The organism is Rhodoplanes roseus, assembly GCF_003258865.1.
Classification (GTDB): Bacteria; Pseudomonadota; Alphaproteobacteria; order Rhizobiales; family Xanthobacteraceae; genus Rhodoplanes; species Rhodoplanes roseus.
Map to the genome: position 1 here is coordinate 1 of NZ_NPEX01000046.1, position 14923 is coordinate 14923.

The window sequence follows — 14923 nt, forward strand, 5'->3', positions numbered from 1 at the left end:
GCGACAGAACAGCCGGGGAGACGCATGCACGTGATGGTGACGGGAGCGGCCGGCATGATCGGCCGCAAGCTCGCCGACCGCCCGCGCCTCGGCGGCGCCGTCCGGCCGCAGGCCATGGTCGACCGTGACGGCGACGAGACGCGGCCCCTCCCTCAGGCTGCTCCGCCAGGAAGCCGCGATCCGCAGAAGGGCGGTGGAATCGGGGCCGCCCGAGACGGCGAGGATCAAGACCGGCAGGGACGCGAGGTCGGAGAACAGGTCCGCCGCTTCGGTGTCGCCGATCGGCGCGGCGTCTTCGGCTCGGGGAGCACCGGGGGGACCGTCAGAGGCAGTGGACACGCTTCTGTTCGCGCTCCACGGTCTGCTTCACGTTGATCGAGGCGCGGGGATAGCGGGCGCCGATCTGGGCGAAGCTGGCGCAAGCCATGTCTTTCTGGTTCATGGCGGCGAGCGACTGGCCGAGGCGGAGGAACGCGTCGGCGCCCTTCGGATTGGCGCCGGCACGCTGGGTCACGGCCAGGAAGGCGTCGGCCGCCTCCTTGTAGGACTTCCGCAGGAAGAGGCTCTCGCCGAGCCAGTACTGGGCATCCACGGCGAGGCGGTCGCCCGGATGCTTGCGCAGGAACTCGCGAAACGTCTGCTCGGCCAGCGCATAGTCCTTGCGCAGCACATAGCCGTAGGCGAGGTCGTACTCGTCCTTCGCGCCGGCGCCGGGCGGCAGGGTCGCGAGCTGAGCGCCGGTGGCGTTCGGATTGCGCTGAGGCGGCGGCGGCAGCGCGCCCCCGCCGGCGGGACCGCGCGCCAGCGACGGATCGCTGGCGGCCGCGGCCGACATGCTGGACAAATCGAGCGGCGCGCCGGGCTGGCCGAGCACGCGCGGCGTGCCGGGTGCGCCCGGGCTCTGGCTCGGGTCGAAGGCGTCGCCGCGACGTCCGCGGCCGGCCGGAGCCGTCGCCGTGGCATCGGCCGCCGCATAGGCCTGTCCGCCACCATAAGGCTGCTGGGCCGGCGGCGCCGGCAGCTCGGTTGCCCCGGCGGGCGGCGCATAAGCCTGCTGTTGGGGCGGCGCCACCGGCGCTTCGCCGCGGCGGCCCGGAACCGCCGACGGCGCCGCGGAGGGCGCGCCGCGTCCGCCGCCACGGCCGAGCTCCTGGAAGCGGAACTCGTAGTCCTCCTGCATCCGCTTGAGCTGCTGCTCGAGCTGCTGGTTGCGGAACTGGGCCTGCTCGAGGTCGCCGGTGAGCCGGCGCATCTGGCTCTCGAGCTGGTTCAGCCGGACGACCAGGTCGGATTCCGACATCTGGGCGGCGGCCGGCGTCGCCGCGCCGACCAGAGGCCCGACGACGAGAGGCCCGGCGAGCAGAAGCCCGGCGAGCAGCACGAGCGGCCGGGACCATGCCGGACCGCACCTCGGGAGTGTCGGATGGGATCGCTCGATCATGATCGCATCATAACGCGGGGGACATCGAAAATGCGACCGTCGCCCGCCTCGCCCGAGCGAAGCCGCTGTGCCGGCCCGCCAGGCGACGCGGAAGGACGGACGGTCACGAGCTCGCGTTCAGGACCGTGACGGCGCGGCGGTTCTGCGACCAGCACGAGATGTCGTTGCAGACCGCGACCGGGCGCTCCTTGCCGTACGAGATCGTGCGCATGCGCTGAGCCGAGATGCCGCGCGAGATCAGATAATCGCGCACCGACTGGGCGCGCCGGGCGCCGAGCGCGATGTTGTACTCGCGGGTGCCGCGCTCGTCGGCATGGCCTTCGATGACGAAGGCGTACTGGCTGTAGTTCTGCAGCCACTGGGCCTGCTTGTCGAGGGTCTGGCGGGCCTGCGGCGTGAGGTCCGTCTGGTCGCTCTCGAAGAACACCCGGTCGCCGACATTGACGACGAAGTCCTGCTGGCTGCCCGGCACGGCTGCGCCGCCGAGACCCGCTCCATTGGGATCGTTCGGCTTGTTGGCGCATGCCGCGAGCAGAAGCGCGCCCGCGAGCGCGGCCGCGATCCGTGCGCCGGTGCGCAGACGTTTAACATTCGGCATGCCGTAACTCCTTCTCAACCTGCTCGGCGCCGGATGTGCCCCCCGGCTTGAAGCGCGTGCCTAACGGTCTAGCCCCGGTTTCGTTAAGCGAAGGTTCCGTCAACCTTGACGGGGTGTTGCCGCGACCCCGTGCGAATGAAGAATCGGCGGAAACCGTTTGGAATGGTTAATGCGTCGTGAACGCGGCGGCAGCGTGGCGAGGGGGGCCGGAGCCGCGCCGCACGGCGCGGTTCACCCTCCCCTGGAGGGGGGAAGGTCGCTCGCTGAAGGCGAGCGGGGGTGGGTGAAAGCCGCCCGCGTCGGCGCCCGGGGCTTCACCCCCTCCCGACGGCCTTCGGCCGCCCACCTCCCCTTCCAGGGGAGGTCGGAGATCGCGGCGACGCTGCGGCACAAATCGCGGCGGAGAATTCCGCTGCCTACGACAGCAGCGGCGACCAGGCGGGATCGGAGGCGAAGCTGGGGGTGCGGACGCGCTGCTCGTTGCGGCCGGTGACGTCGATCGTGTAGAGGGCCGGGCCCGAGCCGGGGTCGCGGAAGAACATCACGACGCGGCCGTTGGGCGCGAAGGTCGGGCCCTCGTTGTGGTAGCCGTCGGTCAGCAGGCGCTCGCCCGAGCCGTCCGGCTTCATGATGCCGATGCCGAAGCGGCCGCCGCCCTGCTTGGTGAAGGCGATGAAGTCGCCGCGCGGCGACCACACCGGGGTCGAGTAGGAGCCGTCGCCGAAGCTGATGCGCTGGGCGCCGCCGCCGCCCGCCGACATGACGTAGATCTGCTGCTTGCCGCCGCGGTCGGACTCGAAGCAGATGCGCGAGGCGTCCGGCGAGAAGCACGGCGCCGTGTCGATCGCCGGCGTGTCGGTGAGCCGGGTGGTCGCCTTGGAGCGCAGATCCATCACGAACAGGTTGGAGTTGCCGCCCTGCTGCAGGCTCATGATGACGCGCTGGCCGTCCGGCGAGAAGCGCGGCGAGAAGGTCATGCCGGGGAAGTTGCCGACGATCTCGCGCTGGCCGGTTTCGACATTGAGCAGGTAGACGCGCGGGTCGCCCTGCCCGAACGACATGTAGGTGATCTCCTGCGTCGTCGGCGAGAAGCGCGGGGTGAGCACCAGGTCGTCGCCGCGGCTGAGATAGCGGACATTGGCGCCGTCCTGGTCCATCAGGGCGAGGCGCTTGATGCGGCGCTCTTTCGGGCCGGTCTCGTCGACGAAGACGATGCGGGTGTCGAAGTAGCCCTTCTCGCCGGTGAGCCGCTCGTAGATCGCGTCCGAGATGATGTGGGCGATGCGGCGCAGATTGTCGGGCGAGGTGAAGTATTGCTGGCCGGTGAGCTGGGCGGCCCCGAACACGTCCCACAGGCGGAACTCGGCCTTGAGCCGGCCGTCGGCCTGGCGGGTCAGCCGGCCGGTGACCAGCGCCTGGGCGTTGATGGCGCGCCAGTCCGGGAAGCGCGGCTGGGTGTCGATGGTGGTGATGCGCTCGATATAGGCGGCTTGGTCGATCGGGGCGAACAGGCCCGAGCGGCGCAGGTTCGCCGTGATGATCTGGCTGATGCCGCGCGCCGCCTCGATGTCGGCCGGGCTGCCGCCGACGAAGTCCGGGATGGCGATCGGGACCGGCTGGACGTTGCCCTGGGTGACGTCGATCCGAAGCTGCGCATGGGCCTGGCGGCCGGGCAGGCCGACCAGCGCGCCGGCGCCCGCCGCGGCGGCGGATGCGAGCAGGAGACGGCGGCGGGTGAAACGCTCGAGCATCGGGATTCATCCTTTGGCGCCCCGAGGGGCGGAGCCGGGGCTGCGGCTACGGTCGGGCCCGGGCACCGAGCGGTCGGTGGCGCGGCAGGGTCCGAAGGGGGCCGTCAGCCCCGGAACATATCGCGGGGATCGAACGTGACTTCAACATCCTTCCACACATCGTACTTGGCGATGGGGAGACGGTAGGGCTGGCAGCGCCGGACGGCGCGCAGCGCGGCCTCGGCGGCGATCTGGAATTGCGGGTGGCCGCCGCGGTTCATCACCGCCGGATCGACCGACAGCGAGCCGTCCTGGCGAAGCTGCAGGCGCACCCGGACGATCAGCTCGCGGCCGTCGACGGCGCCGGCCGGCGGGTTCCAGCAGGCCTGGATCTGGGCCCGCAGGGCGTCGATCTCGCTCTGGGTCAGGGTGGCGGAGCGGCCGCTGGCGAGCCCGAGCGAGGCGGTCTGGTTGATGGTGTCGCCGGTCGCGGCCTCGCGCCGCGGCGACTGCTTGTCCAAGAGGGCGGCGATCTTGCCCGGATCGAAGGCGTTGCGCTGGGCCTCTTCCTTGCGCTTCTGCTCCTCGGCCTTCTTCTTCTCTTCCGCCTTCTTCTTCTGCTCTTCGGCCTTGCGCTTCTGGTCCTCGACCTTCTTCTGGTCCTCGACCTTCTTCTGCTCCTCGGCCTTCTTCATCGCCTCGAGCGCCGGATCGGGCGGCGGCGCCTCGGCCGGCTTCGCCTTCTCGGGCTCGGCCTGCTTCTCCGGCTCGGCCTTGGCCTTCTCTGGCTTGGGCTCGGGCTTCTTCGGCTCCGGGATCGGCATCGGCTCGGCCGACGCCGTCTGGATGGCCGGCTTCTTCTCGATCTTGGTGAGCTCCTCGACCGGCTTCTGCTCGCCGATCTTCTCCACCAGCGGCTTCGGCGTCTCGACCTTCTTGGCCGTCTTCATGCCGGCCGTGATCTGGGTGAACTCGCTGTCCGAGATCACGTCGATCGGCAGCGACTCGGTCGTGTTGGCCTCCAGCGGCTTCACCACGAAGGTGACCAGCCCCCACAGGATGAGGACCGCGTGGCCGACGGCCGATATGGTCAGCGCCTTGCGCAACCGCTCAGGACCCCTGCTCGACCTCGGTGACCAGCGCGACCCGCTTGAAGCCCGCCGCCGAGAGCCGCCCCATCACCCGCATCACGGTGCCGTAGTCTACTTTCTTGTCGCCGCGCACATAGACGCGCTCCTCCAAGCCGCCGCGCGCCGCCGTGACGGCGGTCAGCTTGGCGACCAGCTCGTCGATCGGGATCTCGCTGTTCTGGAGGAAGACCTTCCCCTGCGTGTCGACCGAGATGGTCAGGGGTTCCTTGTCCTGGTCGAGGCTCTTGGCCTGGCTCTGCGGCAGGTCGAGCGGCACGCCGACGGTCAGAAGCGGCGCCGACACCATGAAGATGATGAGCAGGACCAGCATCACGTCCACCATGGGCGTGACGTTGATGTCGCTCATCACCTGGTTGCGGCGACCCCGGCGCCTGCTCGCGCCTCCGGCCAGCATCATCCCCATTCCGTACCCGTCCCCGTGCCAGACGGCCGGCCACGACCAGGGTCGCGGACGACGTAGAAAACCACCGTTGTTTCAGCGCCTTGTCGCACCGGACGGAGGACCGTCCGGCGGCGGCGCCTCAGGCCCGCTCGTCGATCTGCCGCGACAGGATCGCGGAGAACTCGTCGGCGAAACCTTCCAGTCGCGAGGCCTGCTTGTTCACCTCGGACGAGAACTTATTGTAGAAAATGGTCGCCGGTATGGCGGCGACCAGCCCGATTGCGGTCGCGAACAGGGCCTCGGCGATGCCGGGGGCGACCACGGCCAGCGACGTGTTCTTGGACGCGGCGATCGACTGGAACGAGTTCATGATGCCCCAGACGGTGCCGAACAGGCCGACGAAGGGGCTGGCCGAGCCGACCGTCGCCAGCACCAGGAGCCGTCGCTCCAGCCGCTCGACCTCGCGTGAGATGGTGACGTCCATCACCTTTTCGATGCGCATCTGCAGGCCGGCGAAGGAGCGGGTCGATCCCTCGAAGCTGCGCTTCCATTCGCGCATCGCCGCGACGAACAGGGCCGCCATCGAGTGGTTCGGCCGCGACGACAGCGACCGGTAGAGCTCCTCCAGCGACTGGCCGGACCAGAACGCCTGCTCGAAGCGGTTCATCGCCGTCCGGGTCCGCTGCAGCAGCAGGAACTTCTCGATGGCGATCGCCCACACCCACACGGAGCAGGCGAGCAATCCCGTCATCACGATCTTGACGACCCAGTGGGCCTGCCAGAACAGAGCGAAGATCGAGAGATCGGCAGACACGCCGGCAGCTTCAGGCATCGTTCGTTTCCAAGGCTCTCCGGCGCCGCGCCGGCCGCAGGGCCGCACGACGATCACACAAAGGCGGCGCCGGCCGGAGCGTCTCGCCCCCGCCGCCGCTGTCCGCATGGGCATGGATGCGAGCCGTCCCCATTCCCGGCCGCCCGACTCCAGGCGAAACGTGTCCAAATAAGGGCACCGCACCGCCGTCCCGGGGGCCAGTACGGCGCGGCCTCGGTTAATGCTCGGTAAACAGAGCGAAGATTGGGCAAGTTCTAGAGATCGAGCGTTTCGTGAGTGCGACAGAGCAATCCGCGGATACGATGAGATGCTTGCGCGCCGCGCAACCGTGGTCGTGACGACTGAATGACATCGATCGCCGGCGGCTCGAACCGACGGCCTTACGACAGAAGGGCCGCGGCCTCTCGCGAGGCGCGGCCCTTCCGGTCGAAGAGGGGTCGGACGAGCCGGATCCGGGCCGTCCGGGGTGGCGTCAGCCCTGCGGCTGGGCGACGTCGGCCGAGGAGCGGCCGCGACGCTCGTTCATGAACTGGTCGAACTCGGCCTTGTCCTTGGCCATCCGCAGACGCTGCAGGAAGTCCTTGAACTCGCGCTGCTCGTCCTCGAGCCGGCGGAGCGTCTCGGTGCGGTACTCGTCGAAGGCGCGATTGCCGCTCGTCGAGCCGCCGAACCAGTCGGCGCCGTCACGCTGCATGCGACCGCGCATGCGCTCCATCTTGTCCTGCCAGCGGGACATCCCGCGACCGTTCCAGCAACTCATGCGTCCGCTCCAGAAGGTGAAGGCGAGAAGGGCGAGGCCAACCGGCCACCAGAACACGAAGCCGAGGATCATGAGCGCCACCCAGGCGCCTGAACCGAGCTCGTCGAGTTTCGCTACGAAGGGCATGGTCGTCCTCGCGGTGTCCTCATGGTGAATGTTAATTACATTTACATAGATACGGCCGACCCCGGGGATTGTCAAGACGACCCAAACCGGAGGTCGTCGAAATTTCGGATCCGAGCGCCCCTCGCAGCGGCCGATTTCGCCTGCGGCAGAGCGGCTGCCGGCTGATCGGCGCTCGCGGAATCAGGTGGCCCGCGAAACCCGCGGCACAAGGGCGATGCGAGGAAAAGTTGCGCGGCCGCAGGCCGCAGTCGCCGGCGCGCGAGCCGCGGTCAGGGCGGACCGGCGCGCAGGCCGAGCCCCTGCAGGTAGACCAGCACGCCGGCCTCCAGGAGCTCCTCGGGGCTCATCGGCAGCGAGCGGCGGGCGGCATCGCCGCGGCCGAACAGCGACGCGATGCCGTGGGCGAGCGACCAGATGTGCAGCGCCATCATCAGGGCCGGCGGACGGGTGGCGGGCGGCATGCCGGCCGCCAGAACCTCGCAGGCGGTGCGCAGCACCCCGAAGGCCCGGTCGCCGGCGGCGCGCAGCTCCGGCGTCGCGTCGGGCGACACGCCGGCCTCGAACATCGCCGAGAAATAGGCGGGCTCGCTGCGGGCGAAGGCCAGATAGCCCTTGCCCAATCGATCCAGGGCCGTGCCCGGATCGGGCCGGCCGTTCTCCCAGGCCCGCGCCAAGGCCTGCTCGAAGGCCTCGAAGCCGCGCCGGGCGACATCGGCCATCAGCTCGTCGCGGTCGCGGAAATGCCGGTAGGGCGCGGCCGGGCTGACGCCGGCCCAGCGGGCCGCCTCGGCGAAGGTGAAGCCGGCCGGCCCCTTCTGGGCGATCAGCTCCAGGGCGGCGCGGATCAGCGCCTCCTTCAGGTTGCCGTGGTGATAGCCGCGCGGAGACTCGCGGCCGGAGCCGTCGCGATCGGATTTGGACCAGCTCATGCCTGCGACCCGCTCATGTGAAGGAGGCTTACATGAGGGGATGGACGGCGTCGATAGGAACGACCGAGGCGTGAACGCCGCTCAACACTCGCGGCACCGACCAGTATAGTCTGAGACGCGGCGCCGCCGCCGCGGCCGACCGACATCGCCGATCGACACCCGCTCCGACCGAACGAGGATCCCCCCGCATGAGAACGACCTGGTGGCAGGCCCTGGCCGTGGGTTGCGGCCTCGCGCTCCTCGGGGCCGGCGCCCAGGCGCAGGGGCTCGGCGACGCGGTCCGCGACGCCGGCTCGGCGGTGGCGCGGATGCGGGTCGGCACCATCGAGATCAAGGACGTCACCCTGGGCGGCCAGGGCGGCGCCTCGGTCACCATCGGCCGCGCCGCCTTCGCCGGCTTCAGCCGCGACGGCGGCACCGTCGTCGCCTCCCGGCTCGCCATCGAGAACCTCACCGCGACGGTGGCGACCCAGACGTGGCGGATTCCGCTCGTCACCCTCGACGGGGTGCGGATCCCCGAGGAGCTCTACCGCGCCCTCGCCGAGGGCGCCGCCACGACGCGCCCGTGGCCCGACCTGTTCCGCGACGTGGTGGCCGACCTGGTGACGATCGGGACCATCACGGTCACGGACAAGTCGCTGAACTCCGAGCAGGTGCTGAGCGGCTTCGTGCTGACCCGGCTGGCCCAGGGCGTGATCGCCACGGCGCGGCTCGACGGGATCGCGCTCACCTCGGCGCCGGACCCCAAAATGCCGGTGCGGATGAAGACCGGCGCGGTCCGGTACCAGGACCTCGACATCGGCGAGAGCCTGCGGATCTTCACCGGCGGGGACGGAACGCCCCGGCGGGTGATGACCTCGGCCTCGATCGACGGGATGGAGATCGTGACGCCCGCCGCCACGGTGCGGCTAGGAACCTACGAGATCGGCCCCGTCACCCTGGCCGCCCCGGCCGAGCCGATGCCGACCGACCTGGCCGCCCTCGCCACGACCCTGCAGACCGGCGCGCAGCCCGACCAGGCCGTCGTCGCCAAGATCGTGCGCTGGTACCGCGGGCTGCTGCGCGGCCTGCGGGTGGAGTCGATCGGCCTGCGCGACATCGCCGTCACGGCTCCGGACGTCGACCTGACGATCGCCGCGGTGGGCCTTGGCGGCATGGTGGCGAGCGGCTTCGACCTGTTCGAGGTCACCGGCATCGCGCTGCGCACGCCGGACGGCCCGATCCGTCTCGGCCGCCTGGCGATCGAGAAAGCCAGCTTCGCCGCCCTGGTCGATCTCGGCCTCGATGCGGCCGAGACGGGACGGGAGCCGGAGATCGAGCCGAGCAAGATCCTCGACCTGCTGCCGCAGATCGCCGCCGTCCGGCTCGCCGAGCTCGATGCCGCGACGCCCGAGGGCCCGGTGACGCTCGGCGCCTTCGACCTGGAGATCGACCGGCCCGGCGCCCTGCCGGAGCGGCTCGCGCTCGCCTTGACCCGGCTCACGCTGCCGGTCGGACCGGCCGACGGCTCGGACGGACGCGAGGCGCTCGCCAAGATCGGCTACACGACGATCCGGATCGACACGAGGACACGGCTGCGCTGGCTGCCGGCCGAAAAGGCGCTGGTGCTCGACGACACCTCGCTCGCGGTCGCGGAGGCCGGGCGCGTCGATGCGACGCTGCGGATCGACGGCGTCGACCTCGCCGCCGCGCTGGCCGATCCGGAGCGCGCCGACGCGATCCTGGAGAGCCAGGCCCGGCTCGGCGGCGTCGAGATCTCCGTGGCGGATCTCGGCCTCGCCGATCGCTTCTACGCCGATCTCGCCAAGTCCGCCGGCGTGACCGTACAGGTGGCGCGCGACCGGCTGTCGACCGAGACCCGGGCCCAGGCGGCCGAGGCGTTCGGCGGCGCGCTGTCGCCCGCCGCGCTGGACAAGATCGCCGCCTTCGTCCGCCGCCCCGGCCGCATCGCCGTCAAGGCGGCGCCGCGCCCCGGCCAGACCGTCAAGCTCGACGACCTCGAGACGATGGGCCCCAAGGTGCTGTCGCGCATGCGCCTCGACATCGACGTGACGCCGCCGCGCTGAGCCACGTCAGGCGGGCTCGCCCTCCTGGTCGGCCTGCATGGCGATCCGCAGCGCCTTGGGGATCGGCCGGGCGCGGCCGCCGGAGACGAAGGCGACCTTCACGGTCGCCTCGACCAGCACGACGTCGTCGCGGGTGACGTTCTGCTTCAGCGTGATCGACGCCCCGCGCACCTCGGCCGGCTCCGTGGTGACGAGGACGATGTCGTCCATCCGGGCGGGCTTGCGATACTCGATGCCGAGCGAGCGCACCACGAAGGCGAAGCCGGGCGCCTCGCGCTCGGTCTCCTCGAACAATGCGCGCTGGTCGGCACCGAGCAGGCGCAGATAGTTGCTCCGCCCGCGCTCCAGAAACCGCAGATAGTTGGCGTAGTAGACGACGCCGGAAAAATCAGTGTCCTCGTAATAGACCCGCACCGCGAGGCGGTGGCGGCCGTCGCGGATCTCGCCGTCGAGGCCCGCCGTGAGAGTGTCGGTCATGCAACGCATCCGTGCCTGCGGCAGCCGCCCCGGCGGCGCCGTCCGGTGCGCGGTTTAGACGCTCGGCCGGCCCGCGACAAATCCCGGCAATTTGCCTACTTTGTATTCATAGTAGAGCGGGCCGCGGAGTTGCTGTTGCGCATGGACGAAAATTTGCATGGAATGCCGGGCGGACCCGCAGCGGGTCGGCTGGTCGCGGCAACGAGGTGCAGATGAACGAACCGACTCTTCGACGGTCCCCGAGGCGGATCACGACGCTCGTTGCGGCGGTCGCAACAGTCGCGGCCCTGGGTTCGGCGTTGGCGAGCCGCCCGGCCGCGGCGCAGCCGGCGGACTGGCCGAACCGGCCGATCAAGATCGTCGTCGGATATCCGGCCGGCGGCTCCGCGGACGTGACGACGCGGTTGTTCGCGGAGCCGCTGTCGCGGGCGCTCGGGCAAGCCGTGGTCGTCGAGAACCGGTCCGGCGCCGGCGGCACGCTCGGCGTCCAGGCGGTGCTGCGCTCCGAGCCGGACGGCTACACGCTGTACGGCGCGGCGATCTCGGAAATCTCGCTCGCGCCCGCCACCGTCGCCAACCTGCCCTACGATCCGGTCAAGGATCTCGAGCCCGTGATGGTGCTCACCCGCTCGCCCTACATCCTGGTCGGCGCGCCGACCTTTCCGCCGAGCACGCTGAAGGAGCTGGTCGACTACACCAAGGCGCATCCCGGCACGGTGAGCTACTCGTCCTTCGGCGCCAACACGCTCACCCACTTGGCGGGCGAGCGGTTCAAGCTGGCGGTCGGCATCAACGCCCTGCACGTGCCTTACCGCGGCAGCTCGGCCTCCCTTGCGGATCTCATGGGCGGCCAGGTGCAGTTCACGTTCGATTCGCCGGCCGTCACGCTGAACCTCATCAATGCGGGAAAGCTGAAGGGCATCGCCGTGGTCTCCAAGACGCGGCTGGAGGGCGCGCCGTCGATCCCGACCTTCGCCGAGGCCGGCTATCCGGACTTTTCGGTGACGAGCTGGATCGGCATGCTGGCTCCGGCCAAGACGCCGAAGCCGATCATCGACCGGCTGAACAAGGAGCTGAACACGATCCTGCAGAGCGACGAGATCAAGTCGGCCCTCGCCCGGAGCAACATCCAGCCGGGCGGCGGCACGCCGGACGAGTTCCGCCGCCAGATCCAGACCGAGATCGCCGAGTGGAAGGATCTGGCGCCGAAGATCGGGATCGAACCGACGCGCTGAAGCAGCGTCGCGGCGGGCCACGGCTCTGCCGCTCGCGCACGAGCAAGCACGCTGCCGGATCGGCAGCGATCGGTGACGAGAGACGGCCGGCACGGATGCCGGCCGTTCGATTCGGGGGGAATTCACAAGATGCGAGCTTCGCTCGAGGCGCTGATGCGGCCTCGCTCCGTCGCGGTGGTGGGCGCGTCCGAACGGGACGACGCCATCGGCACGCGCGTGATCACCAATCTCCGGGCCCTGGGATTTCCCGGGACGATCCATCCGGTCAATCCGCGCTACCAGACCATCAAGGGCCTGACCTCCTATCCCTCGCTCTCGGCGCTGCCCGAGACCGTCGACGCCGCGTTCCTGGCGGTGCCGGCGACCGGCGGGCCGGACCTCGTCGAGGAGGCCGGGCGCTGCGGCATCAAGGCCGTCTTTCTCAACGCCAACGGCTATGCGGACGGCGACCAGGACGGGAAGGCGCTGCAGCGCCGGATCGAGGCGAGCGCGAAGGCGCACGGCATCGCGATCTGCGGCCCGAACAATATCGGGCTGATCAACGTCCACGACCGCATCGCGTTGTGGACGCCGCGCCACATGAAGCAGGTCACGCCCGGCCCCATCGGCGTGATCTCGCAGAGCGGCTCCATCGCCCTGATCCTCAGCGAGGACGAGCGCGACCTCGGCTTCGCCTATCTGGTCACCACCGGCAACGAGGCGGTGCTGACGGTCGCGGACTATCTGGCCGCGATGGTGACGGACGACCGGGTGAAGGTCGTCCTGCTGTTCCTCGAGACCATCCGGGATCCGGCGAAATTTCGCGAGGCGGCCGCCGAAGCGGCGCGACGCGGCAAGCCGATCGTGGCGCTCAAGCTCGGCACCAGCGAAGGCGGCCGCACGCTGGTGCAGGCGCACACCGGCGGGCTCGCCGGCGAGGACCGGCTCTACGACGCCTTCTTCGCCCAATACGGGATCGTCCGGGTGCGGGATCTCGACGAGATGCTGGAGACGGCCGTGATGCTGGCCGCCGATCCGGCGCCGATCCGCACCGGCCACACCGTGGTGGTGACGCTCTCGGGCGGCGAAGCGGCCCTGGCCGCGGATCTGGGCGCGGATCTCGGGCTGGAGTTCGACCGGCTGTCGCCGGCGACGATCGAAAAGCTGCGCCCGGCCTTTCCCCCCTACTCCTCGATCAACAATCCGGTCGATGCCTGGGGGCTCGGCTTCACCGCCGAGCGCTTCGGGATCGTGCTCGACGCGCTGGTCGCCGACGACGAGATCGGCGTGCTCGGCTTCGCGGTCGATGCGCCGGGGCGCGGCGGCGGCGACGTCGCCTATGCGAAGGTGATGGCCGAAGCCTGCCGACGCGTCGCCGCGCAAAAAAAGCGGATGTTCTTCCTCAACAACACCTCCGGCTCCGGCGTCAACGCCGAGGTGCGGGCGATTCTGGACGAGGCGAGGATCCCGTATCTGTCCGGGCTGCGCCCCGGTCTCGCCGCGGTCCGCAACGCCCGCCTGCTCGGCAAGGCGACGGCGATCGGCGAGGCGGTGCCGACACCGCCGAACATTCCCGACGACGAGCCGGGCCGCTTCGCGGTGCTGACCGAGTTCGGAGTTCCGATGGCGCAGTCACGCGCGGTCGGCTCCGACGACGAGGCCGTCGCGGCGGCGACGAGTCTCGGCTTCCCGGTCGTCATGAAGGGCACGGCCGCGCATCTGCCGCACAAGACCGAGCTGGGGCTGGTGCGCCTCGGCCTCGCCGACGAGGCCGCCGTGCGTACCGCCTATGCGGAGCTGAGCGCGCGTCTCGCCGAGCATTCGCGCGAAAACTCGCCGGGAGAGGTCGTCGTCCAGGAGACGGCACCGGGCGGGGTCGAGCTGATTCTCGGCCTCCGCAACGAGGGGGCGTTCGGCAGCTTCGTGGTCGTCGCGCCGGGCGGCATCCTGGTCGATCTCGGCGGTCGCGCCAGCATCCGGATGGCGCCCGTCGACGCCGAGACGGCGCGCGCCATGCTCGACGAGACGGCGGCCGGAACGCTGCTCGGAGGCGTGCGGGGCCGCCCGCCGAGCGACATCCAGGCCGCCGTCGACGCCATCGTGGCGTTCTCGCAGCTCGGGGCGGCGTGCCGCGAGCGCTTCGCCGCGATCGAGATCAATCCGCTGATCGTCGGGCGGGAGGGCGCGATGGGCGTCGACGTTCTGTTCGACACGATTCCGGACCGGGGCACGGAGTGAATCGCATGAGCTACCAGTTTCTCCTCTACGCGGTCGACGACCGCGTCGCGACCATCACGCTGAACCGGCCGGAGCGGCAGAACGCGCTGAGCGAGGCGCTGGTCGACGAGATCATGGCCGCCGTGGCGCAGGCCGACGCCGATCCGGAGGTGCGGGTCGTCGTGATCACGGGTGCGGGCGGAAAGGCGTTCTCGTCCGGCTACGACATCAAGGAGTCGGCCGAGAAGCCGAAGCGCACCACGGCCGACTGGCGCGCCCGCATGCAGAAGGACATCCAGTTCACCTATTCGGTGTGGGACTGCAGCAAGCCCGTGATCGCCATGATCGACGGCTACTGCTTCGCCGGCGCGTTCGAGCTGGCCATGTGCTGCGACATGCGGATCTGCTCCGACGTCTCCACCTTCGCGTCCTTGGAGGCGCGGTTCTCCAACGGCATCGCCACCCTGATCATGCCGTGGCTGATCGGCCAGCGGGCCCGCATGCTGATCTACACGGGCGACACGATCGGGGCCGAGGAGGCGTTCCGGCTCGGCCTGGTCGACCGGGTGCATCCGAAGGCGGAGCTGCAGGCGGAGGTGACCAGGCTGGCCAAGCGCATGTCGCGCGTCGCGCTCGAATGCCTGCAGTGGAACAAGCGCGCCCTCAACCAGACCTTCGAGACCATGGGGCTGCGCAACGCCATCGCCTACGGCGCCGAGGCCTGCGCGCTGATGGACTCGATCGGCTCGCCGGAGGCCGAGCAGTTCACGTCGCTCCGCCGCGAGAAGGGCATGGCCGCCGCGCTGAAATGGCGGACGGACCAGTTCGCGCCGTACGAGTGAGGGAGGCACGCCGCCGCACCGACGTCGCTCCTCATGGTGAGGAGCGCTCCGCAGGAGCGCGTCTCGAACCATGAGGGCACGCGGGTGCGGCTGGTGAGCGGGGCCGCATGGTTCGAGACGCGATCCCGAGAGGGATCGCTCCTCACCATGAGGAGCGA

At 70.2% G+C, this 14923-nt stretch carries 14 protein-coding genes; 4 read left to right on the forward strand and 10 right to left on the reverse strand.

All coding sequences use genetic code 11. The features are described 5' to 3' along the window. From CH341_RS09285 to CH341_RS09325, 9 genes are all read right to left on the reverse strand, one after another. A partial coding sequence (locus CH341_RS09285; protein WP_425376162.1) for a PP-loop family protein occupies positions 1 to 339 on the reverse strand: 339 nt, incomplete at its 3' end. Beyond that, positions 323 to 1441: a tol-pal system protein YbgF gene (ybgF, locus tag CH341_RS09290; protein WP_111418762.1), complete on the reverse strand. Its 1119-nt coding sequence runs from the start codon at positions 1439 to 1441 to the stop codon at positions 323 to 325. The genes ybgF and CH341_RS09285, both read right to left, overlap by 17 nt. A gap of 103 nt (positions 1442 to 1544) precedes the next feature. Next, complete coding sequence (gene pal / locus CH341_RS09295) at positions 1545 to 2039, reverse strand: peptidoglycan-associated lipoprotein Pal (protein ID WP_111418763.1); 495 nt, start codon at positions 2037 to 2039, stop codon at positions 1545 to 1547. Positions 2040 to 2455: 416 nt separating this feature from the next. Continuing rightward, positions 2456 to 3790 (reverse strand): Tol-Pal system beta propeller repeat protein TolB, encoded by a 1335-nt coding sequence (tolB, locus tag CH341_RS09300; protein ID WP_111418764.1) that lies wholly within the window; start codon positions 3788 to 3790, stop codon positions 2456 to 2458. A gap of 104 nt (positions 3791 to 3894) precedes the next feature. Next, positions 3895 to 4875, reverse strand: a complete 981-nt coding sequence (locus tag CH341_RS09305) for an energy transducer TonB (protein WP_111418765.1) — start codon at positions 4873 to 4875, stop codon at positions 3895 to 3897. A 4-nt stretch (positions 4876 to 4879) separates the two neighbouring features. Next, complete coding sequence (tolR, locus tag CH341_RS09310) at positions 4880 to 5323, reverse strand: protein TolR (protein ID WP_111418766.1); 444 nt, start codon at positions 5321 to 5323, stop codon at positions 4880 to 4882. A 118-nt stretch (positions 5324 to 5441) separates the two neighbouring features. Then, a complete protein-coding gene (gene tolQ, locus CH341_RS09315) occupies positions 5442 to 6134 on the reverse strand; it encodes a protein TolQ (protein ID WP_111418767.1) in 693 nt (230 codons plus the stop codon). 472 nt (positions 6135 to 6606) lie between these two features. Then, on the reverse strand, positions 6607 to 7020 hold the full coding sequence (locus CH341_RS09320) for a DUF2852 domain-containing protein (RefSeq protein WP_111418768.1): 414 nt from the start codon (positions 7018 to 7020) through the stop codon (positions 6607 to 6609). Positions 7021 to 7289: 269 nt separating this feature from the next. Beyond that, entirely contained in the window at positions 7290 to 7949 is a 660-nt protein-coding gene (locus CH341_RS09325; RefSeq protein ID WP_111418769.1) for a TetR/AcrR family transcriptional regulator, read from the reverse strand. A gap of 188 nt (positions 7950 to 8137) precedes the next feature. On the opposite strand from CH341_RS09325, the gene CH341_RS09330 reads away from it, so the two are divergent. Then, entirely contained in the window at positions 8138 to 10015 is a 1878-nt protein-coding gene (locus CH341_RS09330) for a hypothetical protein (protein WP_111418770.1), read from the forward strand. A 6-nt stretch (positions 10016 to 10021) separates the two neighbouring features. Here CH341_RS09330 and ybgC read toward each other — a convergent pair whose 3' ends face one another. Then, a complete protein-coding gene (gene ybgC / locus CH341_RS09335) occupies positions 10022 to 10492 on the reverse strand; it encodes a tol-pal system-associated acyl-CoA thioesterase (protein ID WP_111418771.1) in 471 nt (156 codons plus the stop codon). Between the two features lie 299 nt (positions 10493 to 10791). Here ybgC and CH341_RS09340 point away from each other — a divergent pair, with 299 nt between their 5' ends. From CH341_RS09340 to CH341_RS09350, 3 genes are all read left to right on the forward strand, one after another. Then, on the forward strand, positions 10792 to 11727 hold the full coding sequence (locus tag CH341_RS09340) for a Bug family tripartite tricarboxylate transporter substrate binding protein (RefSeq protein WP_170149553.1): 936 nt from the start codon (positions 10792 to 10794) through the stop codon (positions 11725 to 11727). Between the two features lie 153 nt (positions 11728 to 11880). Continuing rightward, positions 11881 to 13944, forward strand: coding sequence for an acetate--CoA ligase family protein (locus tag CH341_RS09345; RefSeq protein WP_170149554.1), 2064 nt, complete (start codon positions 11881 to 11883; stop codon positions 13942 to 13944). Positions 13945 to 13949: 5 nt separating this feature from the next. After that, positions 13950 to 14765 carry an enoyl-CoA hydratase/isomerase family protein gene (locus tag CH341_RS09350; RefSeq protein ID WP_111418774.1) on the forward strand — a complete coding sequence of 272 codons (816 nt, stop codon included), beginning with the start codon at positions 13950 to 13952 and terminating at the stop codon, positions 14763 to 14765. Positions 14766 to 14923 lie beyond the last annotated feature (158 nt).